Source organism: Trichocoleus sp. ST-U1 (assembly GCF_039961835.1).
Taxonomy (GTDB): domain Bacteria; phylum Cyanobacteriota; class Cyanobacteriia; order Cyanobacteriales; family FACHB-T130; genus FACHB-T130.
Map to the genome: position 1 here is coordinate 1 of NZ_JAMPJZ010000055.1, position 25,035 is coordinate 25,035.

Annotated in this window: 20 protein-coding genes and 1 other RNA gene; 12 read left to right on the forward strand and 9 right to left on the reverse strand. The window is 48.2% G+C overall.

What is annotated here, in order from left to right; all coding sequences use genetic code 11:
- A partial coding sequence (locus NDA06_RS18155; protein ID WP_348251798.1) for a lipid-A-disaccharide synthase-related protein occupies positions 1–856 on the reverse strand: 856 nt, incomplete at its 3' end.
- 224 nt (positions 857–1,080) lie between these two features.
- Here NDA06_RS18155 and NDA06_RS18160 point away from each other — a divergent pair.
- The 4 genes from NDA06_RS18160 (at position 1,081) to NDA06_RS18175 (ending at position 6,770) form a co-directional block, all read left to right on the forward strand.
- Positions 1,081–3,228: a BamA/TamA family outer membrane protein gene (locus NDA06_RS18160; protein WP_242047567.1), complete on the forward strand. Its 2,148-nt coding sequence runs from the start codon at positions 1,081–1,083 to the stop codon at positions 3,226–3,228.
- A gap of 64 nt (positions 3,229–3,292) precedes the next feature.
- Positions 3,293–4,981, forward strand: a complete 1,689-nt coding sequence (locus NDA06_RS18165; RefSeq protein WP_190986999.1) for a protein kinase — start codon at positions 3,293–3,295, stop codon at positions 4,979–4,981.
- Between the two features lie 183 nt (positions 4,982–5,164).
- Positions 5,165–5,556, forward strand: a transfer-messenger RNA (tmRNA) gene (gene ssrA, locus NDA06_RS18170).
- A gap of 428 nt (positions 5,557–5,984) precedes the next feature.
- Positions 5,985–6,770 carry a hypothetical protein gene (locus tag NDA06_RS18175; RefSeq protein WP_190433143.1) on the forward strand — a complete coding sequence of 262 codons (786 nt, stop codon included), beginning with the start codon at positions 5,985–5,987 and terminating at the stop codon, positions 6,768–6,770.
- Positions 6,771–6,778: 8 nt separating this feature from the next.
- Here the strand turns inward: NDA06_RS18175 and NDA06_RS18180 are convergent, their stop codons facing one another.
- Complete coding sequence (locus tag NDA06_RS18180) at positions 6,779–7,732, reverse strand: YihY/virulence factor BrkB family protein (protein WP_348251799.1); 954 nt, start codon at positions 7,730–7,732, stop codon at positions 6,779–6,781.
- Positions 7,733–7,883: 151 nt separating this feature from the next.
- Between NDA06_RS18180 and NDA06_RS18185 the strand changes: the two genes are divergently transcribed.
- Positions 7,884–8,462, forward strand: a complete 579-nt coding sequence (locus tag NDA06_RS18185) for a hypothetical protein (RefSeq protein WP_199303172.1) — start codon at positions 7,884–7,886, stop codon at positions 8,460–8,462.
- Positions 8,463–8,556: 94 nt separating this feature from the next.
- Here the strand turns inward: NDA06_RS18185 and thrC are convergent, their stop codons facing one another.
- From thrC to rimO, 3 genes are all read right to left on the reverse strand, one after another.
- Positions 8,557–9,669 (reverse strand): threonine synthase, encoded by a 1,113-nt coding sequence (gene thrC / locus NDA06_RS18190; protein WP_348251800.1) that lies wholly within the window; start codon positions 9,667–9,669, stop codon positions 8,557–8,559.
- Positions 9,670–9,856: 187 nt separating this feature from the next.
- On the reverse strand, positions 9,857–11,290 hold the full coding sequence (locus NDA06_RS18195) for a DEAD/DEAH box helicase (protein ID WP_190428666.1): 1,434 nt from the start codon (positions 11,288–11,290) through the stop codon (positions 9,857–9,859).
- Positions 11,291–11,418: 128 nt separating this feature from the next.
- Positions 11,419–12,744 carry a 30S ribosomal protein S12 methylthiotransferase RimO gene (gene rimO, locus NDA06_RS18200; protein ID WP_190428665.1) on the reverse strand — a complete coding sequence of 442 codons (1,326 nt, stop codon included), beginning with the start codon at positions 12,742–12,744 and terminating at the stop codon, positions 11,419–11,421.
- A 339-nt stretch (positions 12,745–13,083) separates the two neighbouring features.
- Between rimO and btpA the strand changes: the two genes are divergently transcribed.
- From btpA to NDA06_RS18215, 3 genes are all read left to right on the forward strand, one after another.
- Positions 13,084–13,926 (forward strand): photosystem I biogenesis protein BtpA, encoded by an 843-nt coding sequence (btpA, locus tag NDA06_RS18205; RefSeq protein ID WP_190415113.1) that lies wholly within the window; start codon positions 13,084–13,086, stop codon positions 13,924–13,926.
- Between the two features lie 163 nt (positions 13,927–14,089).
- A complete protein-coding gene (locus tag NDA06_RS18210) occupies positions 14,090–15,034 on the forward strand; it encodes a vitamin K epoxide reductase family protein (RefSeq protein ID WP_190986729.1) in 945 nt (314 codons plus the stop codon).
- Positions 15,035–15,393: 359 nt separating this feature from the next.
- Positions 15,394–17,550, forward strand: a complete 2,157-nt coding sequence (locus NDA06_RS18215) for a CHASE2 domain-containing protein (protein WP_190986730.1) — start codon at positions 15,394–15,396, stop codon at positions 17,548–17,550.
- A 198-nt stretch (positions 17,551–17,748) separates the two neighbouring features.
- Here NDA06_RS18215 and NDA06_RS18220 read toward each other — a convergent pair whose 3' ends face one another.
- Entirely contained in the window at positions 17,749–17,955 is a 207-nt protein-coding gene (locus tag NDA06_RS18220) for a hypothetical protein (protein WP_190428662.1), read from the reverse strand.
- Between the two features lie 98 nt (positions 17,956–18,053).
- On the opposite strand from NDA06_RS18220, the gene nuoB reads away from it, so the two are divergent.
- Both nuoB and NDA06_RS18230 read left to right on the forward strand, forming a co-directional pair.
- Positions 18,054–18,794, forward strand: a complete 741-nt coding sequence (gene nuoB / locus NDA06_RS18225) for an NADH-quinone oxidoreductase subunit NuoB (RefSeq protein WP_190986731.1) — start codon at positions 18,054–18,056, stop codon at positions 18,792–18,794.
- Positions 18,795–18,833: 39 nt separating this feature from the next.
- Positions 18,834–20,099: an FAD-dependent oxidoreductase gene (locus tag NDA06_RS18230; protein WP_190986732.1), complete on the forward strand. Its 1,266-nt coding sequence runs from the start codon at positions 18,834–18,836 to the stop codon at positions 20,097–20,099.
- A 120-nt stretch (positions 20,100–20,219) separates the two neighbouring features.
- Here the strand turns inward: NDA06_RS18230 and NDA06_RS18235 are convergent, their stop codons facing one another.
- From NDA06_RS18235 to NDA06_RS18245, 3 genes are all read right to left on the reverse strand, one after another.
- On the reverse strand, positions 20,220–21,284 hold the full coding sequence (locus NDA06_RS18235; RefSeq protein ID WP_190986733.1) for a DUF3466 family protein: 1,065 nt from the start codon (positions 21,282–21,284) through the stop codon (positions 20,220–20,222).
- 124 nt (positions 21,285–21,408) lie between these two features.
- A complete protein-coding gene (locus NDA06_RS18240) occupies positions 21,409–23,247 on the reverse strand; it encodes an ABC transporter ATP-binding protein (protein ID WP_190986734.1) in 1,839 nt (612 codons plus the stop codon).
- Between the two features lie 19 nt (positions 23,248–23,266).
- Positions 23,267–23,998, reverse strand: coding sequence for a Nif3-like dinuclear metal center hexameric protein (locus NDA06_RS18245; RefSeq protein WP_190986735.1), 732 nt, complete (start codon positions 23,996–23,998; stop codon positions 23,267–23,269).
- Between the two features lie 75 nt (positions 23,999–24,073).
- Here NDA06_RS18245 and NDA06_RS18250 point away from each other — a divergent pair, with 75 nt between their 5' ends.
- Together NDA06_RS18250 and NDA06_RS18255 are read left to right on the forward strand one after the other, a co-directional pair.
- Positions 24,074–24,241: a hypothetical protein gene (locus tag NDA06_RS18250; protein ID WP_242029004.1), complete on the forward strand. Its 168-nt coding sequence runs from the start codon at positions 24,074–24,076 to the stop codon at positions 24,239–24,241.
- Positions 24,242–24,327: 86 nt separating this feature from the next.
- A complete protein-coding gene (locus NDA06_RS18255) occupies positions 24,328–24,960 on the forward strand; it encodes a hypothetical protein (RefSeq protein ID WP_190428967.1) in 633 nt (210 codons plus the stop codon).
- Positions 24,961–25,035: the final 75 nt, after the last annotated feature.

A 25,035-nucleotide genomic window follows, 5' to 3' on the forward strand; every position in this document is an offset into this window, starting at 1 on the left:
TAAGGGTTTGGCGCAAAGGATCTAAATTTAACCCCAGTGCGATCGCTCCCAGGAATAGGACGGGTCGAGGTGCAAACCCCTGCATTAACCCCACACAAGCTTGCATAATTTGCTGCCAATTGGCATAAGCTTCGGGAGGTCTAGAACCGGGGAGAAGAGCCACAATTAGCGATCGCCTCATCTCTTCCTGTTCAGTATTTGACGAATAAAATATTGCCCTGGATCTCGGCGGTTCCAGACCGTCCATCATCGGGTTCCCTAAATCAAACGCCGGGATAGACCACTTTTGTAACATCTGAGTTGTCAGCCCATCTCTGGGAAACACCGCCTTACAACGCCGCCGACTCATCAGCCACCGTTCCCAAGGCAAGTAAACAGACCCAGACCAACCTTCCCAGCGCCCTCGTTGATCGCGCCGTGGCAATGGCCCCGCTTCATCTCGCAAATAATATTCCGATTTAGCCGTACCCACAAAAGCATAGGGAACGCCGCTTAACCAGCCAAACAACAGCGGGACAATATCCCCCACCGCCAGGATTACCCCTCTACCTCGCTCCTTGGGTCTGCCTGGGGACGCCCACTTTCGGATTGCGCGGTGCTGGGCGAGGGTGAGCTGTAATAAACCGCCCTGTACATCTCGCACCAGTTGACGCCCATCCATATAGATAAAGCCACCGGAGGGCATCGTCTGCACGGGGCCAATGATCGGGATATCTAGCTCAGCATAAGCTCGCCCATCGCCTACCAATGGCAAGGCTGCTAGTTCCAAAGAATGAGACTGTTGCTGAAGTTGTTGCAAAATCCGGACGGCAATGATGTCCTCCCCATGACCATTGCTGAGGCACAGTACCCTCATCCCAGACCTCCACAGATTTTAGATTTTCGATTGTTTGTCCATCGCCAATCCAAAATCCAACCTTCCTGACTCCAGAGAAGCCAGGGAAAAATTTCCAAATTCAAAATCGACGAATGGAACCAGACGGCAATAGCGAGTGTCAAATTTAACAAAACCTCGTAAGCGATAAGCAATTAGCGATTTTACACTAGCTACCGTCTTATACCATTTCGCTGGATATCTGTATGCAATCTCCTTCTCCTCCTCTCTCTCCCTGGTTTTCTATAATGCGCGTTCCTTCTTTGGCTATTTGCACTTTAGCGGTTTTGGCTGCGAGCGATCTCAGTTCTCTGGCTAGCGCCAGTACAACTTCTTCCTCTCCAACCCAGACACCAAACGCTGAAGAAGTTGTCGTTGTCCCGGTCACTTCCGATGTGCCCTCCTCAACAGCCGCAACTCAAAAAATAGCAGATGCTCAGGTCGTTGTCCCCGTTAGTTCGGGTACGCGCCAGCCATCCGCGCCAGCTCAACAACCCGTCAATCCTGAGGTAGTTGTTCCCGTTAATTCTGCCACCACCCGCCCCGCGAGAGCCATTGCGGCACCGGAAACCCGGACACTGCCTCAATTTACTCAGACGACTCGCGTTCCCCAAAAAGCGCCTGCTAGCTCTCTCAATTCACCAGATTTGGTCGTGACCGCGACAGGTATTGAGGTAGCGGGAGCGACACCAGAGTTGCAGCAAATTGTCCGTCAAACGATTAAAACTCGTCCGGGTGGAGATACCAGTCAAAGCCAGCTGCAAAAGGATGTAACGGCGATTTTAGCGACCGGACTATTTACTGATGCCAACGTAACCAGTTATACCGAGCCAAATGGACTGAGGACAGTCTTCGAGGTGAAACCCCTCGTCGTGCGATCGCTCAAACTTTCCGGTGCCCAAGCCCTGACCCCAGCGGTTGCCAACGACATTTTTAAATCCCAACTGGGGGCAAAAATTAGTCCCAATGCCCTCAACCAAAGTGCCGAACAAATCAATCAGTGGTACAAGCAAAATGGTTATGTGGCAGCACAAGTGCTAGCCGTGCAACCCAGCCAGGATGGGGTAGTCGCCATTGAAGTCGCTGAGGGCACCGTTGGGGATGTGAAAATCCGCTTTTTAGACAGCGAGGGCAAGCCAACTAAAGGACGCACCCAAGAAAATTTCATCCGGCAGGAGCTAAAACTGAAGCCGGGTCAACCCTTCCGGGTCGATGCGGCACGAACAGACTTGCAACGGTTGTATCAGTTAGGGCTGTTTGACAACGCAGATGTTTCCCTTACTGGCGATTCTCGAAAAGTTGACGTTAGCTACGACCTTACCGAACGCACTTCCCGCGCCGTCAACGTTGGGGGTGGTTACAGCGAGAATAGTGGCATCTTCGGCAGCATTAATTATAAAGACCAGAATTTTGGGGGCATTAACCAGCAGGTAGGTTTGAATGTCCAAGCAAGCCGGAGCGACTTACAGTTTAATGGGAATATTACCAGTCCCTATCGCGCCAGCAATCCAGACCGCCCTGGATATAGTATCGAGGCATCTCGACAGCGGCAACTTTCCGAAACCTTCAATGAAGATGTCAAGTTGCCGAATGGGGACAAAGTTCGGGAAGGGCAGTTTGGCGGCGGCGTCACCTTCACGAAACCTGTAGGCGATGTGCAGGCATCGGTAGGCGTGAACTACACCCGTACTAGCATCCGCGATAGCAAAGGCAATCTCTCACCCGTAGATGAATTAGGAAATCGCCTTTCCTATAGCCAAAACGGTATCGACGACAAAGTTTCCGTGTCTGCTGGGATCGCACAAGACAAACGAGACAATCCAATTAACCCAACCAAAGGCTCGGTCGTCAGCCTCAGTACAGAACAATCGATCCCGGTTGGGAACGGCAGTATCTTGATGAACCGGGTTAAGGCAAACTACAGCCAGTACATACCCTTTAATTTAACCAACGGTGCAACTCCAGATGTATTAGCCTTCAACGTGCAGGGAGGCACAACCATCGGCAATCTCCCGCCCTATGAAGCCTTTAATCTAGGTGGCATCAATTCTGTACGGGGCTACGGAAGTGGTGATGTTGCCAGCGGTCGCAGCTATGTGTTAGCCTCTGCCGAGTATCGCTTCCCAGTTTTTAAGCCGGTAGGTGGCGTTTTATTCGCTGACTTTGGCTCCGACTTAGGCTCTGGCGATACGGTGCCGGGAGAACCTGGAACTGTCCGTGGCAAACAGGGAACTGGCTTTGGCTACGGAGCTGGTGTGCGCGTCCAATCCCCGATTGGCTTGCTCAGGGCTGACTTTGGTATCAACGACCACGGTGAAAGCCGACTCCAATTCGGGATCGGTCAAAGGTTCTAACATCGGAAGGAAGAGAAATTTAAAATGAGTTCAAATTAGCTCATCCTTCATTCTTGGTGATTGCATGGACACGCTAGTTGGCAAAACTTTGCAGGGTGGCAAATACACTCTCGATCGAGAACTGGGACGGGGTGGCTTTGGCGTTACCTTTCAAGCCACCCACCACTACTTGGGTCAACCTGTAGTCATTAAAACGCTTAACGATTCCCTCTGTCGGCATCCTGACTTTGCCAGATTTGGGCGTCAGTTTCAGGATGAAGCAAGACGTTTGGCGTTGTGCGTCCATCCCAATATCGTTCGGGTTAACGATTTCTTTTTGGAAGCTGGGTTGCCCTACCTGGTAATGGACTATATTGCGGGTCAAACTTTGCAAGAGGTCGTGTTTCCGGACAAGCCGCTGCCAGAGTCCGCTGCTATCCACTTCATGCAGCAGATTGGGGCAGCAGTCAAAGTGGTGCATCAAAATAATCTGCTGCATCGGGATATCAAGCCCCAGAACATCATTCTGCGCCAAGGAACTCAAGAGGTGGTGCTGATTGACTTTGGGATTTCGCGGGAGTTTACGCCAGACTCAACCCAAACTCACACAAGTATTGTTTCCGAAGGGTATGCCCCCATTGAGCAGTACCTGCCCCAAGCAAAGCGCACCTCAGCGACGGATGTTTATGGGTTAGCCTCCACACTTTACGCGCTGTTAACGGCAACAGTACCAACGCCTGCGGTACTCAGAGACAGGCAACCGATGCCAGCACCCCGCGACTTAAAACACTACCTGAGTCCGGCGGTAAATCAGGCGGTGATGCGCGGGATGGCTGTTGATGCTCAATATCGACCTGGCAGTGTAGATGAATGGCTGTCTCTGTTGCCGGATCGTCAGTTTGGAGGTTCCACTGCCGAAACAATGCCGCCAACTCATACAGGGGCAACTATCCCAGCGATCTCTCCATCACCGCCTAGAGGCGAAGCTTTAGTGGGAAAAAATTCGGGTTCAAGAAATGGAGGCGCGATCGCTTCGCCCGTACCAGAAGAAAGAAACCATCAATCCAGTTCTTCCTTCTTCCGAAATCCCCGCAGTCTTTTCATTGCTACAGGAATCGCGATCGCATCCGGTTTAGCGATCGCGTTGAGTTCTGTCTGGCGTCAGCCTCAACCGCCCGATGTTTCCCCTGTTGCCCAACCAGAATCCCAGCCGCAAAATCAGCCGCAAGAGGCAAAAACTATCACTCCCGAACCCGTAGAGAAAGTCAATAGCACTGCTGCTGAGTCTGAACGGAAACCCGTTGAAGTTCAAAAACCCTTCCGCAGAAAATCGCAGCCGCAGCGCGTTAACCGGGATGTTCCAGCCTCAAACACTTCATCGAAATCCTCAAACTCAAACAAGCCGCGATCGAGTGGTGAGGCGAACAAGAATGCCGGACAGCCAGAAATAGAACCTCAGGAGCAAAAACAGCCGGTTTCTACATCCGAACAAATCCCACCGGCTGCTACCAATCCACAATCTTCTCCCGCTTCGGAGATAACGCCGCCATTCCCTCGCAGCGATCGCAAGCCGACTAATCCGGAACCTTCATCTTCTGCACCAGAGACTTCCGCACCGCCGAATTCAGTTGTTGTGCCCATCACAAAACCAAAAGCAGAAACTCAATCCCAACCGGAATCGGAAAAACCGGAAAAACCGGAAAAGCAGGAAAAGCCGGAAAAACCAGACAAGCCGGAAAAACCGGACAAGTCAGACAAACAGAAGGATAATTAGCTGCTGCTTCTATCAACGTTTGTACAGTTGGCAGCGATCGCCTTTCCCTTTAAATTTGGGGTGCCAACCGCCGATTAAACCGAACTTAATCGTTCGGCTATTACTCCCTAAAACTGTCTCTGGAAACCTTCTTAAATCCGGTCATTCCTTCAACAAATAACTATAATAGGATATGTAAGACAGGGGGCCTTAATGGTTTCGACAGGTTGGCGAACGCTGCCCCGTGATTCAGGTCGAGAGTGAGTCTTCTCTCGTTAATACTGGACTCAAAAAAAAGTAACTGCGAAAAACAACATCGTAGCATTCGCTCGTCAGGCAGCTGTCGTTGCCTAAAAACCTCATCTTAGGTTTCTGAGCGTCTGTAGTCTGACTCCGTTAAGGGCTACAGAACAACCCCAACGGATGCGATAGCAAGTCGTCTCTGGTAGATTTGCTAGCTAAGACCTCATCAGAGAATCCTGTCATCCGGGATAATGGATGGTTCCCGCCTTGAGGGTTAGATAGGCTAAACCTGTGAATGAGCGATAGGTTAATACCCAATTTGGACACGGGTTCGATTCCCGTAGGCTCCACTTCTAATTACTTTCTTAAACCACCTTCTACCCAAAAGTACAAGGTGGTTTTTGCTTTTAATAAGTTTAGTTTTAATTATTTTAGGTTAATCGTTTAGAGTCAACTTTCCTGGAAAGCAGACCTAATAACACTTTTGCGTGTTGGTGTCCATTCTTCGACGGAAATCTCAATAGACTTTGACTTGACACTTTGTTATATATTGCTTAATCTGTCATTAACTTATTCTTAATCATTTTGACGCGGGACTTTTACCAAAACACGAGCGTAACCTCGTGTCATTTGTGCTGGATATCGCGATCGCTAGCCGAGAAATCCCGTACGCTTCCTGCTTTTTAATCGCCCATTATCACTCAAATAGTACTTTAAAAATTCGGGGAATTTTTCAATTCTTCATTTCACCAAGCTTAAATTTTTTAAGAGAGGTTTCAAAATGCAGTTTTTCATCTCTCCAAAGAAAGCTAGGAAATTTCTGATTTTCGCAGTCATAGGGTTCATCTTTGCCAGCCTTGCCAGTCAGTTAACAAGGCACTTCTTATACCAGCAAGGTTATAAGCTCTTATGGTTAAATAAAGTAGTAGAGTTATTCAACGTCGATCGTGAGAAAAATTTTCCAGCCTTGTTTTCAGCATCGCTGTTATTACTTTGTTCAATTTTGCTAGCGGTTATTACCTACGCGAAGAAAACTGAAAGCGATCGCTATACCTTCCACTGGGGCGCTCTGTCGGTTCTTTTTCTCTTTCTATCAGCAGACGAATGGCTAAGTTTCCATGAAAAGACGATTGAGCCACTTCGAGATACATTCAAAGCTACCGGATTTTTATACTATACTTGGGTAATTTTCGGTATTGCTTTTGTATTTCTTACCTTAATATTCTTCTTAAAATTTCTCGTCCATCTTCCCGCAAAGATACGGCGTTTATTTCTGATTGCCGGAACTTTCTTTGTTGGAGGGTCGATTGGCATGGAGTTAGTGAGTGGATTTTACGTATATCACTATGGTCGTTTAATTTGGGGAGCCACATCAACCAAGCAGACAATACAGGCGATTGGATATATGCTGATGTCAAGCTTGGAAGAGTGCTTGGAGATGGTCGGTGTTGTTCTCTTTATCTATGCAGTGATGTCTTACATGAGTTCCTATGTCAAAGAAGTGCAAATCCGCATTGAGGAGGAAACACCGACAGTTCCCTTAATGAAGTACCCAGAAAAAGTTTAAATCTCAATTTACCCAGCTTTTGATTCTGGTGCCGACTCAGCCTCTAAAGAGGCTAGTTTCGCCTTGCTGTGATGCCGCATAGATTCTCCCACCGTAACGTTTAACTGATCGCCAATCAGCAGTACTAGAGAACTCATATACAGCCATAGCATTAAAACAATAACGGCACCTACTGCACCATAGGCTTTGTTGTAATTACCAAAGTTAGAGACGTAAAGCCGAAACAAAGCTGATATAATCGCCCAGGATACAGCCGCTACCATTGCTCCTGGCATAATCGGGGTTCCAGCAACCCAGCGGCTAGGACCATAGCGATAGATAAAAGCAAAGGCTGAGGCGACAATGCCTAATGCCAAAGGCCAGCTAAAAAGCCGCCAAATACTTAACAATTCCAATAATCCACTTTGGCTGATTAATAGCTTCACAATCAGGTCGCTAATAAATACTAAAAAGGAAGCAATAATCAGCAGGACAATGGTACCAATTGTTAGAGCGATAGAAATTAATTTGGCTTTCCAAAAGGGTCGGGTTTGTTCTAGCGGAATCTGATGGATTTGATCGAGAGCGGTCATGGCGGCACTCAGCGCCCCAGAAGACGCCCAAATAGCTGCAACAAAACTGAGGGAAAACAGCCCTTGATTTTGCGATTGACTGATTTCGCGGGCAAAACCTTCAATAAGGAAAAGAGCTTCTTGAGGAGCAATTTCACTCAATTGCTTAGCTAACCCTTCAAAAGTGTCTGATGAGGATTGAAACAGGCCAATTGCGGTCAAGATTGCCAAAATGGCTGGAAACAAAGCTAACATGGCGTTGTAGGCCATTTCTGCCGAAAGTCCTGTTAACCGCCGTTGGGCTACGCGCTGGAAGGTTTTCTTTAAAGTCGCCCATCTGAGATGTCGAAAGAAACGGAAAAAACGGATTGAGGAGCCTCTAAGAGCAGCATAGGCTAAGAACGAGCGCATTATTGTTTGATTCCGTATACAACGTTTTCTATACTGTGCCAAATCAACTACTAAGGTTACAGGGGTTTTGTAAAACTATCGATAGTGTGTATGACAAATCGGCAAATTTTGTTAAAAATTGATCGTTGTAACCGATGAGGAGTCGTTATTAATGGCCCACGAGGTAGCGCAGTGGTTGGCTGAAATTAAGACCCTGAAACAGCAGCTAGCAGAGTTAGAGCGCGATCGCGATGCGGCTTTGGAAAGTGCGGCAAACTGGCGTCAACTGTATAACACAGAAGCGCAGCAACGCCGAACTGAGGCAAAGCTAGCTCAACAACAGATTGAAAAGCTCAAAAGTCAACTACGGCAACTCCAGAGTTCACCGCAACCCACAGAGGACAACCCGGGTGCTGTGGAGGCGATTCGTGCAGAAGTAGAACAACTAGAAAATTTGGAGGAGTTGAAAGCAAAACTAACCGAGGCGATGGTTGAGCGCGATCGCCTGACCCAGGCTTTAAAATCTGAGCAGACCAATCATGCACAAACCCGCAGAAGTTTAACGACTGCGATTGGGGATACCCTCGATCGACTTAGTCGGGAGCGCATAACCCGCCAACCAGCGGCATCAGGCCAATCAGCTCCGCGCGGTCAGTGGGTAGGAGTAAGCACTCAAGCTAGCAAAAACAATAAACAAACCCCTCCGTCTTCACAAGAAGAGGAGGGGCGCAATCCCGGCTCAAAAGCTTAAAGGGTGTAAAGTTCCCTCCTTAACCACCGCAATAAGGAAGGTTTGGAGGGAGCGCACACTTCAGAAATAATCTAATGAAACTGAGCCTAACTGCTCAAAATCCCATTACCTGAGCCACGGTCGCTAAATCTGGCTCAATTCCCTGTTTAAACGAATTTTCGCTATGTTTAATTGCCGTATCTGGGTCTTTTAAACCATTCCCAGTCAGGACGCACACTACGGTAGCGCCTGCGGGAACTTGATCTTTTACTTTCAGAAGTCCAGCAACGGAAGCCGCACTAGCCGGTTCGCAGAAAATACCTTCTTCGGATGCCAAGAGACGATAGGCTTCTAAAATTTCGCCATCTGTCACCGCATTGAACTGACCCATGCTGGCTTGTTGAGTAGCGATCGCCCGTTCCCAGTTAGCAGGATTACCGATGCGAATAGCGGTTGCCAGGGTTTCTGGATTCGGCACTGCCTGACCTGTAACCAGGGGAGATGCGCCAGACGCTTGGAATCCCATCATTCGGGGCAAGCGATCGCATTTCCCTTCCTGATGATATTGACAAAATCCCATCCAGTATGCAGTTATATTTCCGGCATTCCCTACGGGGATGCACAGCCAATCGGGAGCATTTCCTAACGCTTCTACCACTTCAAAAGCAGCAGTTTTTTGTCCTTCTAAGCGATAGGGATTTACCGAGTTCACCAGCGTGACGGGGTAATTTTCTGCCATCTCCCGTACAATTTCAAGCGCCCGGTCAAAATTTCCTTTAATTGCCAAAACTTCCGCCCCATACAGCAACGCCTGAGCTAACTTGCCTAGCGCCACGTAGCCATCGGGAATCAATACAAACGCTCGCATTCCGCCCCGACGGGCATAGGCAGCAGCAGCGGCTGAAGTGTTGCCGGTACTGGCGCAAATGACGGCTTTGGCACCAGCTTCCTTTGCCTTAGAAATTGCCATCGTCATCCCCCGGTCTTTAAAGCTACCAGTGGGATTGAGACCGTCATACTTCACCAACACGCGCACCTGTTTACCCACAATCTGAGAGATCGCGGGAACCGGGATCAATGGAGTATTGCCCTCCAGCAGTGTTACGACTGGCGTTGTGTCCGTCACCGGCAGATATTGCCGATATGCCTCAATCAGTCCAGGCCAGGACTGCCGTCCAACAGGGTTACTTAGGGCAGGAGAATTCGCAGCAGATACAGTTAAAGCCACAGGAGTCAGAGAGGGGAAAGGGATTGCCAAAGTGGGTTCGCTCCAGAGTTTGTCTATAAAAAACCGACCCTTGAACTAAACCCACTCTTCTCAAAATGGAGAGGGGAGACGGGGAGAAGTTCACCCCTGTCATTTATTCTCTCTCCTTCAACAGAAGCTAGAAGAAATTTTCGTTTTCTACGCTACTTTAATTGCGGATTTCTTCAGGCTTTTGCCTTCTGACTTCTGTGTTCTCGCTTTTCACTTCTGGTTTGGGACGCTTGATCAGCTTTGGCTTAGTAGAGATTCCCCGATCGTCCATTGGTGTTTCTTGTTCGCTGGACATCCAAGAGGGACGAGTTTGGTCGTACACCATTTGCAGTGCTGCTGCCGCGATCGCGTGGGCGTCGTATTCTTCACTTAGTTGCGCCACGACAGGCAAGAACGAAGCCATGCGCTCTCCGCTCAATACTTCGCGTACTTGAGCTTGCAGTTTTTCCAGACGTCGCCCTTCGATCTCCGCCCGTGTGGGAATTTGGACGATTTTCAGGGTTTGTCGGACTTTCCGCTCAATTAGCACCAATTTCCGACGATCCATCGGTTGAATCAGGGAAATGGCTGTTCCTGCGTTACCAGCGCGACCTGTACGCCCGATCCGGTGGATGTAACTTTCCACGCTATCTGGCAGATCGTAGTTAATCACATGGCTCAGGTGGTCAACGTCTAAACCCCGCGCCGCAATATCGGTGGCGACTACCCAGCGCACTTGGTGTTGGCGGAACCTCATCAGCAGCCGTTCCCGGGCTTGTTGATTGAGGTCGCCGTGGTACTCGTCTACACTGTGACCGGCAGCTTGCAGTTGGTTGGTCAGTTCCGCGGCTGTCTTGCGTGTCCGCACAAAGATTAGGGCAGATTCGGGATCTTCCAGTTCTAAGATGGGCAGCAAGGCGCGAGATTTTGACCAGCCGCGGGGCACCATGTACACCACCTGGTTAATCCGGGAGGGAGCGGCTTTGGGCTGCTCCACAGAGACGTTCATTGGCGATCGCAAGAACTTCGCAATCAATTTTTGAATGGTCGGCGGCATTGTCGCCGAGAAAAATGCCGTCTGACGCTCGGTGGGGACTTGCTTGAGGATGGTTTCTACATCGTCAATAAAGCCCATGCTCAACATTTCATCGGCTTCATCTAATACCAGCCAGTTGACTTGATCGAGCTTAAGCTCTCCCCGGTTGAGCAAATCAATCACCCGTCCTGGGGTTCCAACTACGATCTGAACGCCCTGTCTGAGGCGCTGGATCTGCCGGTCGATAGCTTGACCGCCATATACTGTCAGCACACCCAACCGCCGCTCGTTGCTAAAGCTGCGAATTGCCAGAGCAACTTGCTGAGCTAATTCCCGCGTCGGTGTCAAAATCAGCGATTGGACTGCGGGATTTTTAATGTCGATCCGTTCCAAAATCGGCAGCGAAAAAGCCGCTGTTTTTCCGGTTCCAGTTTGGGATTGTCCCACCACATCCCGACCAGCCAACAGATGAGGAATGGCTTGGGATTGAATTTGTGTGGGCGCAGTGAAGCCTAGTTTTTCTAGTTGCTGAATGCGAGCTTCTGAAAGGCCTAGGCTTGTGAACGAAAGGGTCATAATTTGTTGTTAGTTGTTAGTGTTCGAGAATTGTGAATTGCGAAGTATGAAGTTTTTAAGTATGAAGTTTGAAGTATGAATTAATATTTGCCTTAGTTCTTCAGCCTTCATTCTTGAGTTGTCATTCTTCATGCTTCGGGCTTGGCGACATGACCATACAGGTCGTAGATGTCAGTGCTTGTAATTTCCACCGATGCTATAGAACCTAATGGGACGTCGCCTTGGACGTAGACTAATCCGTCTACCTCCGGAGAAAATCGGGCAGATCGACCGATTAATTCCCCAGTTTCTGGATGTTCTTGCTCAATCAAGACATCAACCATCTTGCCGACACAAGCTTGATTTTTTCTCAAGGAAATTGGCTGCTGAACTTCCATCAAGGCATCCCTACGGATATCCATGACTTCTTGGGGCAGTTGATTGGGCAAGGTGAAGGCAGGGGTGCCTTCTTCTGGAGAAAAAGTAAACACACCTACATGGTCAAATTCATGGCGCTGGACGAACTGTAGCAAGTGTGCAAAATGCTCTTCCGTTTCGCCAGGGAACCCGACAATGAAAGTGGTTCGCAGTACAGCATCAGGCAGAGCTGTTTTAATCCGCTCAATAATTTGGTCGTTTACCTGTCCCTGCCAAGGTCGGTTCATGGCGCGGAGAATTTCCGGGTGGGAGTGCTGTAACGGCAAATCCAAATAGGGCAATACGTTAGGAGTCTCCTGAATTGCTTCGATGACGGCTGGTGTTAAGCCTGTGGGATAGGCATAGTGCATCCGAATCCACGGAATGTTAACCTTTCCCAACTCCCGTAGAAGTTCCGCCAGTTTCGGCTTCCCGTAAATATCCAGACCGTAGTTGGTAGTGATCTGGGAGATGAGAATTAACTCTTGGACTCCTTCCGAGGCTAGCTGATGGGCTTCGGCGACGATGGATTCAATGGAGCGCGATCGCTGATTTCCCCGGAGATGGGGAATAATGCAGAACGCGCAGCGGTAATCACATCCTTCCGCTACCCGCAGGTACGCGACACCTTCCGATGTCGTGCGGTAGCGAGGCGTTGTTTCATCGGCTATGTAGGTCGGCAGCTCTGAAACTTGCTTGACCCGTTCACCGCCTTCCACTCGTTGAACCACATCGACGATTTGGTGATAATCGCCGGTGCCCACCACGGCAACTGCTTCTGGCAATTCATCCAGCAGCTGCTCTTGGAAGTGCTGCGCCATGCAGCCTGTGATTACAATCTTTTTGTTCGCTTCCGCCAGTTCTACTAAGGTGCGGACAGACTCTGTCCTTGCAGCCTCAATAAAACTACATGTATTAACTATAACATATTCTGCTAATTCTTCATTACTGTCTACTTGGTACCCTGCCTGTACCAACAGACCTAACATATGTTCGGTATCAATACGGTTTTTTTCGCAGCCCAAGTGAGAAATTGCAATTGTTGGCTTATTGCCCATGCGGTTTAAATACGGCTAAAGAAATTCTGTTAGAAGCTGAAGCCAAAATATTATACCCTATTCTTGGCACAGCAGTGTACGACCCAGTGGGACGTGAGTGTCAAACTGGGAGGATCGGGTTTGGGTATGAAGATAGGAGTTGAGTCGTTGAAGAATCTATCTTCCACTCACCAACCAGAGTAGGGAACTGGATAGTGGTATCTACCCCTGTCTCCATTCTAGATAAAATTCTAGAATGGCATCATCCAAGATGCGATTCATTTCACTGCCATTTTTGCTGCTTGGAGGAGAATAACCGACAGGTGTAGCAAGAATTTGCCGGTGTTTTCAGGTAGACAAGTGGACTTAAATCAAATCTTCAAGACACCGAATCCCATCATTGGCGTGGTTCATCTTCTGCCGCTGCCGACATCTCCCCGCTGGGGAGGTAGCCTGAAAGCGGTTATCGATCGAGCTGAGCAGGAAGCGACCGCGCTATCTGCTGGAGGCGTGAACGGCATTATTGTGGAAAATTTCTTTGACGCCCCTTTTAGTAAAAACCAGGTAGATCCAGCGGTCGTTAGTGCAATGACACTGATTATCCAGCGGCTCATGAACTTGGTGACGTTACCTGTAGGCATTAATGTATTACGCAATGATGCCCATAGCGCGATCGCAATTGCATCCTGCGTCCACGCTCAGTTTATCCGCGTCAACGTCCTTACCGGCGTCATGGCAACTGACCAAGGGCTGATTGAGGGAGAGGCGCATCAATTGCTCCGTTACCGTCGGGAATTGGGCAGTAATGTAAAAATTTTGGCAGATGTCTTAGTCAAGCACGGTCGCCCTTTAGGTTCCCCAAATCTAACCACAGCAGTGCAAGAGACGATTGAGCGGGGTTTAGCAGATGGCGTCATTTTAAGTGGCTGGGCGACGGGTAGCCCTCCGAGTCTAGAAGACTTGGAACTAGCAACCGCCGCTGCCAACGGGACGCCCGTATTTATCGGCAGTGGTGCCAACTGGGAAAATATTTCTACGCTGATGCAAGCCGCAGATGGCGTGATTGTTTCCAGCTCTCTCAAGCGCCACGGGCGGATCGAGCAGCCCATTGACCCGATTCGGGTCAGCCAATTTGTGGAAGCAACCCGACGCAGCTTTGCGACCAAAGCGGAACCCAAGCCAGTTTCTTCGGTCACTTATTAGTTGTTAGTTGCAGTTGTTAGTTGTTAGTTTTTAGTTGTTGGTTTTCTAAATTAACTCCAAAAAACTAACATCTCAAAACTTTTTACTGAGTTCTCTAACCTGCGATAATTTCGCGCTTCAGTTTTCGATTCTCACTTCTCAGCCCTCCTACCTCAGTTCTGACATGAGCCGCCGACGTTCTACTCCCTGGATTCATCGCTGGTCGCGTCTGCTGATTGCGGCGATCGCTATTTTAGGTGCCTTAGTGACAGGCTATCTAACCGTAGTCAAGCTAACAGGAGGCTCTGCTGCCTGTCCCACCAGCGGTTGCGATCAAGTCCTCTCCAGCCCCTACGCCACCGTCTTTGGTGTTCCCTTAACTTTGTTTGGCTTGCTGGCTTATGTCAGCATGGTCGCTTTCGCCCTCGCTCCGATGGTAGCCAACCCAGTTGAAAAAAAAGACCTCCATTCTCAACTGGAAAACTGGACTTGGTTGCTACTATTTGCCGGTGGCACCGCTATGACGGTTTTCAGCGGCTACTTGATGTATCTACTGGCATTTGAAATCAAAGCCGTTTGTCTCTACTGTCTTGCCTCCGCTTTCTTCTCCCTTAGCTTGTTAGTGCTGACCTTGATCGGTCGCGCTTGGGAGGACTGGGGACAACTCTTTTTTACCGGGATCGTCGTGGCAATGGTAGCCCTAGTTAGCACTCTGGGCGTCTATGCCACTGTGAAATCACCACTTGCTTCAGGGGGTGGCTCCGCTACCACCGGATCGCAAACCTTTCCCATTACCACCGCCTCTAGCTCCGCAGAAGTTGCTTTAGCGAAACATCTTGAAGCGGCAGGAGCAAAGATGTATGGCGCTTTCTGGTGTTCTCACTGCCACGATCAAAAGCAATTGTTTGGGAAAGAGGCATTCAGTCAAATCAATTATATTGAGTGTGCCGATCCCAAATCACCACAGCAGCAGGCAGAAATCTGCCAAAAAGCAGGGATTCAAAGCTACCCCAGCTGGGAAGTCAACGGTAAATTGGTCGAGCCAGGTGTGAAATCTTTAGAGAAACTGGCTGATTTATCGGGTTATACAGGTCCTCGCAACTTTCAGAACTCCTTGCCAGGGCTTTAAATTTGGGTGCCCTAGAAAATAGCGATGTCACCCTAAACGGAAAAAAAGATATTTGCCGTAGAAGTATTTGGCCTTTTCAGCAGTTGCTAAAATCAAAACCGAATACTTCTACGGCACAATCTTTGGCATGGTGAGGCATCGTTTCATCATCCCATTATTTAGCACTTTACGGATAGCCAAAACAGCAACAACGCTGCTGTCCTAGTATTGAAGAAAGGATAATCAGCAACTCTGATTTTTAAAAAGTCTCTCATTGACCAGACTCAAAGTTTTCACCGAGCCATCTACACATACTGAGGAAAGTTGTATCACGATGGTGTATACAACAAAATTGTTTGCATAACCCTGCAACCAGGTCGATGCTAAAAAAAAGTATATGGACAAGATTGAAGCTGTTGCTTCAACAAGAGCGCCGAGTGCCGATCGCTTCGTCGGCTGTTGCAAGCTGCATCATTATCCTGCGGATGGCTGGACTGTTTCAATCCTGGGAATTGGCAGCCTTAGACCAGCTGTTTCGTTTGCGTCCTTCAGAACGAATAGACGAGCGCGTGGTCATTGTCGAAATTAATGAAAAAGACTTAAAGCAGGTGGGACAATGGCCCATTCCTGATGCAGTTATGGCAACTTTAGTACAAAAACTAAATGCCTTTGAGCCACGAGCGATTGGTCTGGATATTTATCGCGATCTCCCAGTACCACCCGGTCATGCAGAATTCATCAAAGCTGTTCAAACGATCCCTAACTTGATCGGAATTGAACTATTGAAGACTGAAAAAAGCTTGGGTGTTCCACCATCCCCAGAACTAAACCGTCTCCAGCAAGTTGGTTTTAATAATGTGGTCGTTGATGGTGATGGTAAGGTGCGCCGTAGCTTTTTATATGCACACGTAGATAACAAACTACATACAAGTTTTGCGCTTCAGTTGGCATTGATTTATTTGAAGGAAAAGGGAATTACTCCTAGTCCGTCGCGAGTGAACCCCGATTACCTACAGCTAGGGAGGGGTGTTTTCCCAGTTTTTAAATCAAATGATGGGGCTTATGTGACGGCTGATGCCCAGGGTTATCAAGTATTAGCCAACTTTAAGCAACCCAATAGCTTTCAGATTGTTTCAATGGTAGATGTTCTGGCAAATCGGGTACAACCCAGCCTTCTACGCGATCGCATTGTTTTGATTGGTTCAACCGCACCCAGCCTCCAGGATTTTTTCTACACCCCTTACAGTAGCCGTCTCAACCAAGGCGCACAAAGGATTTCAGGTGTCGAACTCCAAGCCAATTTTACCAGTGCGCTCCTGAGCGCTGCTCTGGACGGACGTTCCTTAATCAACGTCTGGCCCGATCTCGTAGAAGCCTTGTGGATTTTGGTTTGGTCGTGGATAGGTGCCTATATCAGTTGGCGATTGCGTCTCCCTAGAAAGTCTGGTCTCAGTATTTTAGCGGCTGGGGCTGGATTGCTCGGTATTTCCTACCTGGCCTTTCTCTTCGGTTGGTGGATACCGCTGATTCCTCCACTCCTGGGGCTTGTAGGGTCTGCGATCGCGATCGTGAGTCATCTGTCTTATTTGGAGGAGGAGTTAAAACGCTCTAAAGAGTTTTTGCAAAAGGTGATTAATACCATCCCCGATCCAATTTTTGTCAAAGACAAAGAACATCGTTGGATTATTTTAAATCAGGCATATTGCAAATTTATTGGTTATCCCCTAGAAACTTTACTTAAAAAGTCTGCTTATGAGTTTTTTCCTAAACATGAGGCTGAAGTTTTTTGGCAGAACAATGAGCAAGTGTTACAAGGTGGTGAGGAGCAAGAAAATGAAGAAGAATTTACGGATATCTTTGGTACAACTCACCTAATCGCTACCAAGCGATCGCTCCACAAAGATGCTGCCGGTAATATTTTTTTAGTTGGTGTCATCCGAGATATCACTGAACGCAAGCGGATAGAAGAAGAGTTGAAACGAACGGCAGAAGAGTTAATCCGTTCTAACGCCGAATTAAAGCTTTCAGAAGACCAGATGCGTCATCTAGCTTATCACGATCCACTGACTGGTCTACCTAACCGTAAACAATTCTATGAACGCATGGTTCAAGCTCTAGAATGGGGTAGTAGTAATAACCAGTTGTTTGCTCTTTTGTTTCTTGATCTGGATGGCTTTAAGCAGGTTAATGACACCCTCGGACATGACATGGGCGACCTGCTGTTACGGATGGTCGCTCAACGACTCACGGGTTGCTTGCGCGGCAGCGATACCGTCTCGCGTTTGGGTGGTGACGAATTTACAGTAATTTTACCTGCAATTAGTAGAGTTCAAGATGCTGCCAGAGTTGCAGAAAAGACTTTATCAACCCTATCTCAGCCTTTCATTCTCAACGGACAAACTATCTTCGTAACTGTCAGTATTGGTATTAGCATCTATCCTTTTAATGGGAACACTGTAGATACCTTAATTAAAAATGCAGACTATGCTATGTACCGTGCCAAAGAACAGGGTCGCAATCGATTTCAATTCTTCTGATACTATTTTCTTGAGGGGTTGCAGTTTACTCGTTGTTAATTAATAAAAATTCGCTTGCTCATTAGTTATTAAACAGTTGCTATTAAAGAATAACGAATTCATTAATCAATAAAAAAATTTAAAATTACTTGTAGTCTTTCTAAAAATATTGCTTCAAAAACTGTAGATGACCTCTACAACCGGGCAACCCTGTTCAGTCTATGGTCTATCCTGTTCAGGAGTGCTTTTGCCTTCATGGAAGGGACGTTCGCAGCCCGTTTTGATTTTGACTGGAGAATATTTAGAATCGCCCAGTCGGGTGAATGCACGCAAAGAATTAGTTGTAACGATAGGAATGTAAGCCTCTGTTCTTCCCCAGCTGATATGAGAAACAGAAGCGATCGCCTCTAGTTGAACTGATTTCACGAGGTGTTCAAGATGAACGCAATTCCAACTTCTATGTAGACCGGGATCCACAGCATTCTCGATGCAAGCATTTATAGATTGAGCTATAGGAGGAAAAGATGAATCCGACAGCAACCATTATTGAACCTGACAAGCAAAAAACTCAGATTCTCAACCCCATTGAACGACCTGAGATTACCCATAGTCTTTCTGAAAATGTCGTTTTGACAACCGTAGACGATTTTTACAACTGGGCACGCCTCTCCAGCCTGTGGCCTATGATGTTTGGGACTGCCTGCTGCTTTATTGAAATGATGGGGATGTTTGCAGCCCGTTTTGATTTTGACAGATTTGGCTTGAAACCTTGGGCAAGTCCTCGTCAGGCTGACTTGATGATTACCGCAGGCACCATCACTATGAAAATGGCTCCAACATTGGTGCGCCTCTACGAACAAATGCCAGAACCCAAGTACGTGATTGCAATGGGTGCTTGCACGATTACTGGCGGGATGTTCAGCGCAGACTCACCAACGGCGGTGCGAGGAGTCGATAAGTTAATTCCCGTAGATGTTTATCTGCCGGGGTGTCCTCCCAGACCAGAAGCCGTGATTGATGCAATTATTAAACTGCGTAAGAAAATTGCCAATGACTCGATGCAGGAGCGAGCTATCATTGCTCAGACTCATCGATACTACAGCATTCGTCACCAGATGAAGGCAGTTTCGCCAGCCGTTACGGGTGAATATTTAGACTCCCCCAGTCGGGTGAATGCACCCAAAGAATTAGTTGCAACGATGGAAATGCAAGCCTCTGTTCTTTCCCAGCCGATTTTAGAAACAGAAGCGATCGCCTCTAGTTGAACTGATTTCAAGTTGAACTGATTTCACGAGGTGTTTAAGATGAACGCAATTCCAACTACTCCGCAGACCGAGATCCCCGCCACGACCCACGATATTCTTGATGTACAGCAAACACACTGCTGCATTGTCGGTGGAGGGCCTGCGGGGGCTGTCCTAGCGCTTCTCCTAGCCCGTCAAGGCATCCCAGTGATGTTGCTGGAGGTACACAAAGATTTCGACCGCGATTTTCGGGGAGACACGCTTCATCCATCGGTGATGGAAATCATGGATGAACTCGGTTTGGCAGATCGCTTGTTGCAGATGCGTCACACAAAGGTTCCCAGTCTTACTCTGAAAACGACCGAGGGGCCGATTCGATTTGTTGACCTCAGCCACTTGAAGACGAAGTACCCCTACATCACCATGCTTCCCCAGGTAGATTTCCTGCAATTCATTACTGGAGAAGCGAAACGCTATCCAAATTTTCAGCTGGTGATGGGAACGAACGTACAGGAGTTGATTGAAGAAAATGGGGTCATCCAGGGTGTACGCTACCGGGGACACGGCGGCTGGCATGAAGTCCGATGTCAAGTGACCATTGGCGCAGACGGACGCTTCTCTCGCATCCGCCAATTAGCCGGGATGGAACCGATCAAGACTTCGCCGCCAATGGATGTGCTTTGGTTCCGCTTACCTCGCAAAGCGGACGATCCCGAAGAAACAATGGGGCGCGTTGCTGGCGGTCATCTTTTGGTTCTGCTGAACCGCTTTGATTATTGGCAGGTTGGCTATGTGATTCCTAAGGGTAGCTATCAACAGTTGCGGGAAGCGGGTTTAGAAACTTTGCGTCAGTCTGTAGCTGAGATATCACCCCTGTTTGCAGACCGGATGCAAGAATTACATGATTGGAGCCAAGTGGCGCTGCTTACCGTCGAGTCTAGCCGCGTCAAGCGTTGGTATCGCCCTGGTTTGCTGCTGATTGGCGATGCGGCTCACGTCATGTCGCCAGTTGGTGGAGTTGGCATTAACTACGCGATTCAGGATGCAGTGGTCGCTGCAAATGTGCTGAGTGAGCCGCTGAAAAAAGGACAGTTGCAAGAAAGCGACTTGGTGAAAGTACAGCGCCAACGGGAGTTGCCGACGCGGATTATCCAAGCCTTTCAGTCTTTGGTTCAGCAGCGGGTTATTGCGAAGGCGATTGACTCGACCCAGACATTTAAGCCGCCATTCTTGCTTCGCTTACCGATTTTGCGCGATATCCCGGCGCGTTTGATTGCTTTTGGCGTCTGGCCTGTTCGTATCAAGAAAAGCTTAGAAGCAACTTAGCTCCAATTGCACTAACTTAAAGACTTGTAGCAAAGTACACAGAGAGAAGAAGATTTCACGTTTTCAACGCTTTTTTCAAAGGCATTAAGGGAATTTTTGCGGACAAGCCGTGAAACGGCATTAGCGTGTAAAGGGTGTTAACTGGAAAGCTTGGATTTTGCCGTTATAAGTACCAATGCCGACAATGACTCCGCGATCGCTAATGTCGGTGGCACTGGTTAAATCCCAACCCGAATTAGCTGGAATGACGTGATTTAGGTCAATCATGCGATCGCCACTGTAAAGAAAGGCGCGGGGGATGCGGCTGGCATTCTCTGCTTCACCGACCACTTGCCCCTGATTGTTGATACTGTGAGCAATGCTGCTTTGTCCCCCTAAAGTTCCGAGGTCAAGCATCTTGCCATTGTTGTAGAGAAAGGCTTGAGGGCGATAATTCGCGGTGTCTGCCACACCAACCACCTGACCTTGGTTGTTGATAGCATTAGCAGTGCCGCTTTGTCCGCCTAACGTACCGAGGTCAGTTTTTTGACCGCCGCTGTAGAGGAAAGCTTTGGGAATGCGATCGCCATTCTCTGCGGAACCAACTACTTGTCCGTTTTCATTGATGTCGTTAGCGTAGCTATTCGCACCTCCGAAGGTGCCGAGGTCAATCTTCTTGCCGTTACTGTACAGGAAGGCGTGCGCCTTATCGTTGCGAGTTTCGGCAAATCCGACTATCTGACCTTTACGATTGATACTTCTGGCGTCGCTGCTTTTACCGCCAAAAGTGCCAAGGTCAATTGTCTTGCCATTTTTATAAAAAAAGGCGTGATAATTGTCGTTGGCAAAGGTCATCACACCGACTATTTCCCCGTTGTCATTGATACTCGTAGCGGCGTTGTAGCGGCTGTTAAGGCTGTTAATTTCGGTCATTTTGCCATCACGATAGATGAAGGCATTTTGGGTACTGTCGTTAGGGTTAAAAAAGCCAACAACTTGACCGTTATTATTAATTTTTTTAGCGACGCTGGCACGGCTATGAAGGGTGTCCAGATTAGCGATGCTATAGCGTAGATTTACGGGAATTTGTGTCTGTGATTGCTGTGCGTTACCTGATGAGTGAAGGGTGACGCGGCTAGCAATCATCAATCCAGCGAGGGAAGTAATAATACCTAAAATAGCGATCGCTTTATGAGTGAAATTCATTATTCCGCGATACCTGAAAAATCCAAGGGAAAGGCAAATATTGGTTGTGCCTGTTCTCCTCGACTAGCGATCGCTCGCGATAGTTGCTAATTCGATCGGAATCCCCCAATCGGATTAGTCATTTCTACTGGTATCCCGCTGCTTGCAACGTGAACAACCGCGCGTAGCGTCCTCCAGCTTTCAATAACTCCTCGTGACTTCCTTGTTCTATCACCTTTCCGGCTTCCAAAACTACAATCTTGTCAGCCATTCGCACCGTTGAGAAGCGGTGGGAAATGAGGAGAACCATCTGATTTTTTGTTACCGTCCGAAAGCGATCAAAAATCATCACTTCCGCTTCTGCGTCCATCGCCGCCGTTGGTTCATCCAATACCAAGATATCCGCTTTCGTTCGCATAAAAGCGCGAGAGAGGGCGATTTTTTGCCACTGACCGCCAGACAGTTCCGTTCCTCCTTTAAACCATCGTCCTAACTGAGTCTGAAACCCGTCTGTCATCGTTTCGATAAAAGGTTTCGCCATGCCTTTTTCTGAGGCAATTTCCCAGTGTTTTTCGTCTTCTAAGTAGTTGACATCCCCAACGCCCACATTCTCTCCTACCTTGAACTGGTAGCGGACGAAGTTCTGGAAAATCACGCCAATCCGTCGGTGCAGCACCTCAATGTCCCATTCCGGCAAATCCAAGCCATCGAGTAAGATGCGCCCAGAATCGGGGGCGTACAATCGAGTTAACAGTTTAATCAGCGTGGTTTTTCCAGACCCGTTCTCTCCGACAATCGCTAGTTTTTCTCCTGGTTTCAGGTGTAACGAGACTCCATTTAAGGCGGGTTGAGGGCTTCCTGGGTAGGTGAAATAGACATTCTCGAAACGCACCCCATCATTCGGAAGTACACCCTGAGTTGCCATCCCCCAAGTTTTGGGGATGTCTTGTTCTAGAAACTCGTAGAGGTTGGAGAGATACAGGTTGTCTTCATACATTCCCCCAATGGAAGTCAGGGCGGCGGAGAAGGTAGACTGTCCTTGCCGAAACACCATCAAGTACATCGTCATGTCGCCGAGAGAAATCCGACCCGCAATCGCTTCTAGGACAATCCAGGCGTAGGCGACATAGAAGGCGGCGGTACTCAAACTCCCCAGCAAGTAACCCCAGAATCCTCGCCGTAACGTTAAATCCCGGTCTTCGCCGTACAGCCGCGAGAAGATATCTTGATAGCGTTGCAGCAACATCGGCCCCAACTGATACAATTTCACCTCTTTGGCATAATCTTCCCGCGCAATCAGTGTTTCCAGGTAGTGTTGTTGGCGGGTTTCAGGCGATCGCCAGCGAAACAAGCGAAAAGCTTCCCCGGAAAAGCGAGTTTCGGCGATAAAGGCAGGTAAGGCGGCTACAACCAGTACCACGACTGCCCAAATGGAGAATTGCAGCAGCAAACCGCCGTAGGTGACAAGCGACAGACCGCTCTGAATTAAGCTGAAAGTCCGGCTGACTAGCGACAAGGGACGGCTGGATGCTTCCATCCGCGCCCGATTCATCTTGTCGTAAAACTCGGAATCCTCAAAATGCGTGAGGTTGAGTGTAAGTGCCTTTTCCAAAATTAAGACATTTACTCGCTGACCCAGCAACACTCGCAGCAAGGATTGACAAACGGATAAACCTCTTTGACTACCTGCCAACAACAGGACAGCGATCGCTTCTAATCCTACATAACCTAACGCTGTCCAGCGATCGCTTTGCAAGCCGGTTTGAGAAGCCAAAACTACCCCATCGACGATTAACTTGCTGACATAAGCAACAGCCCCTGGTAGCAAACCGGCGAATAAGGTGAAAGCGGCAAGAACGATCGTGAGAATGCGGCTGGTAGTCCAGACTAAACTAATCGCGCGATCGCTATATCGGAAAACTGCTAAAGATTGGCGTAAACGTTGCCCAATCAATCTGAAGAGATTAAATTTCTGACGACTCATAATCTAGTTATAACGTCGTCTAGGCATCAAAACGAGCAACTGTAATCGTCCCTAGAGGCGGTAAAACAACTTCTAGATTGAAGTAGCGATCGCGCAACACTCCCGCAAGCGATCGCAATCCCCATTCTTCACTCCGACGATGACCAACGGCGATAACGCGAATTCCGGTTTCTTCCACAGCCGCTCCTGCTGGCTGTCGTAACTGTCCAGTAATGTATAGATCGGCACCCCGCACAGCCGCCTCGCGGATTAGCGCATCAGTCATTGCCCCAACGACTGCGACTCGCTGGATGTCGCTTTCACTACTCGCAAGAGTTTTATCGTATCCGCCGAAGATTTCCCGAACGCGATCGCAGTAACTCACAAAACTCTGTACAGCAATGTCTCCAATCGTACCAATCGGTCGTCCTTCCTTTTCTCCCAACACCTCCAATGCCGACATCCCCAGCACATCGGCAAGTCGAGGATTAAAACCCAGTGTCATGCGTTCGTCAAAAGCCAGATGATACGCCAAAATACCCATATCCGGTGCTAATCTTCCCGGTTCTAGCTTCCAAGGACGATGTAAAAATAAAGCATCTATTCGTTTAGATTTCGCCCATTTTTCTAACCCCGCCCAAGGTTCTAAGGCTAATCCTATCCGACGAATCGGGCGCGTTGAAGGGTGATAAATGCCACCTTGGTCGTCCCCAAAGCGATGAACGGCAAAGAATCGATCTAAAAATTGTGCAATATCATCAATAACTATCATGCTCCCAGCCCGTGTAACTGTATTTGCGAGTGAATTTCACCTAAATCCGCACGAAATCTGACCCTAACATTGGAATTGGGTGAAAACAAAATTATCATAATTTGGCGGCTGGGCAGAGGAAAAGAAATTTGCACCCTCACAGGGCATTCAGAAATAGTTTTCTCTGTTGCTTTTAGTCCTGAGAAACAAATGTTAGTTAATGGTAGTAATGACAAGACGGCTATTGTTTGGCGAGGTTATTAATGAAAGGGAAATGGCTAGTTCTACTGGAGGGCAAAGAATCCTATCTTAGGAATCTTACCGATTTACTTCGTTCACCCGAATGCAGTGTGATTAAAGAAGAGGGGAGTTATTACCTAAGTTCTTCACGCTTTGACTTGATAACAGATGAGGTTCAAGTGTGTGCCTGTGCCACTGAACTTTTGATGCGGATAAATGCAGCGGCAATGGTTTATTTTGGAGATGTTAAACCATTTACACTTGATGTCATTGTTCGAGTTGATGAAGACGGAAAGAGGAATCGAGAGTGTCTACTTTCAGCAACTTGGACTATTGAAGACTTCGGTTTCGATATCCAATGGGATGGAAGTGAGGACTTTTCCCAACACCCTAGCTACTTAGAAACTTGGATCAAAATTGCAGGTGCAGAGCCAGACGATAAAATAAAAAAAGTTTTTCGGATTTTAACTGAGCGTAAAGACTGGGTTAATCTTTACAAAGTTTACGAAGTCGTTCAAGAAGACGTTGGTAAAAGAATCACAGAAGATGGCTGGGCTACCAAAAAGAAGACAGAATGCTTCTCTCGGACGGCTCAGAGTCCTGGCGCGATTGGCGATGATGCACGTCACGGGGTTGAGAAGTCTGAGCCACCGAAGAATCCTATGTCCTTACTAGAAGCACAGCGTCTCATCATAGTAATTGTGAGAAAGTGGCTTGAGTGGAAATCCAAAGAACAGAAATAGTCAGTAGAGCCAACAACGCGATCGCCAACCCTGTTTTTGCTAGAAAGCAATCGCTCTCAACATCTCACGCTGAAA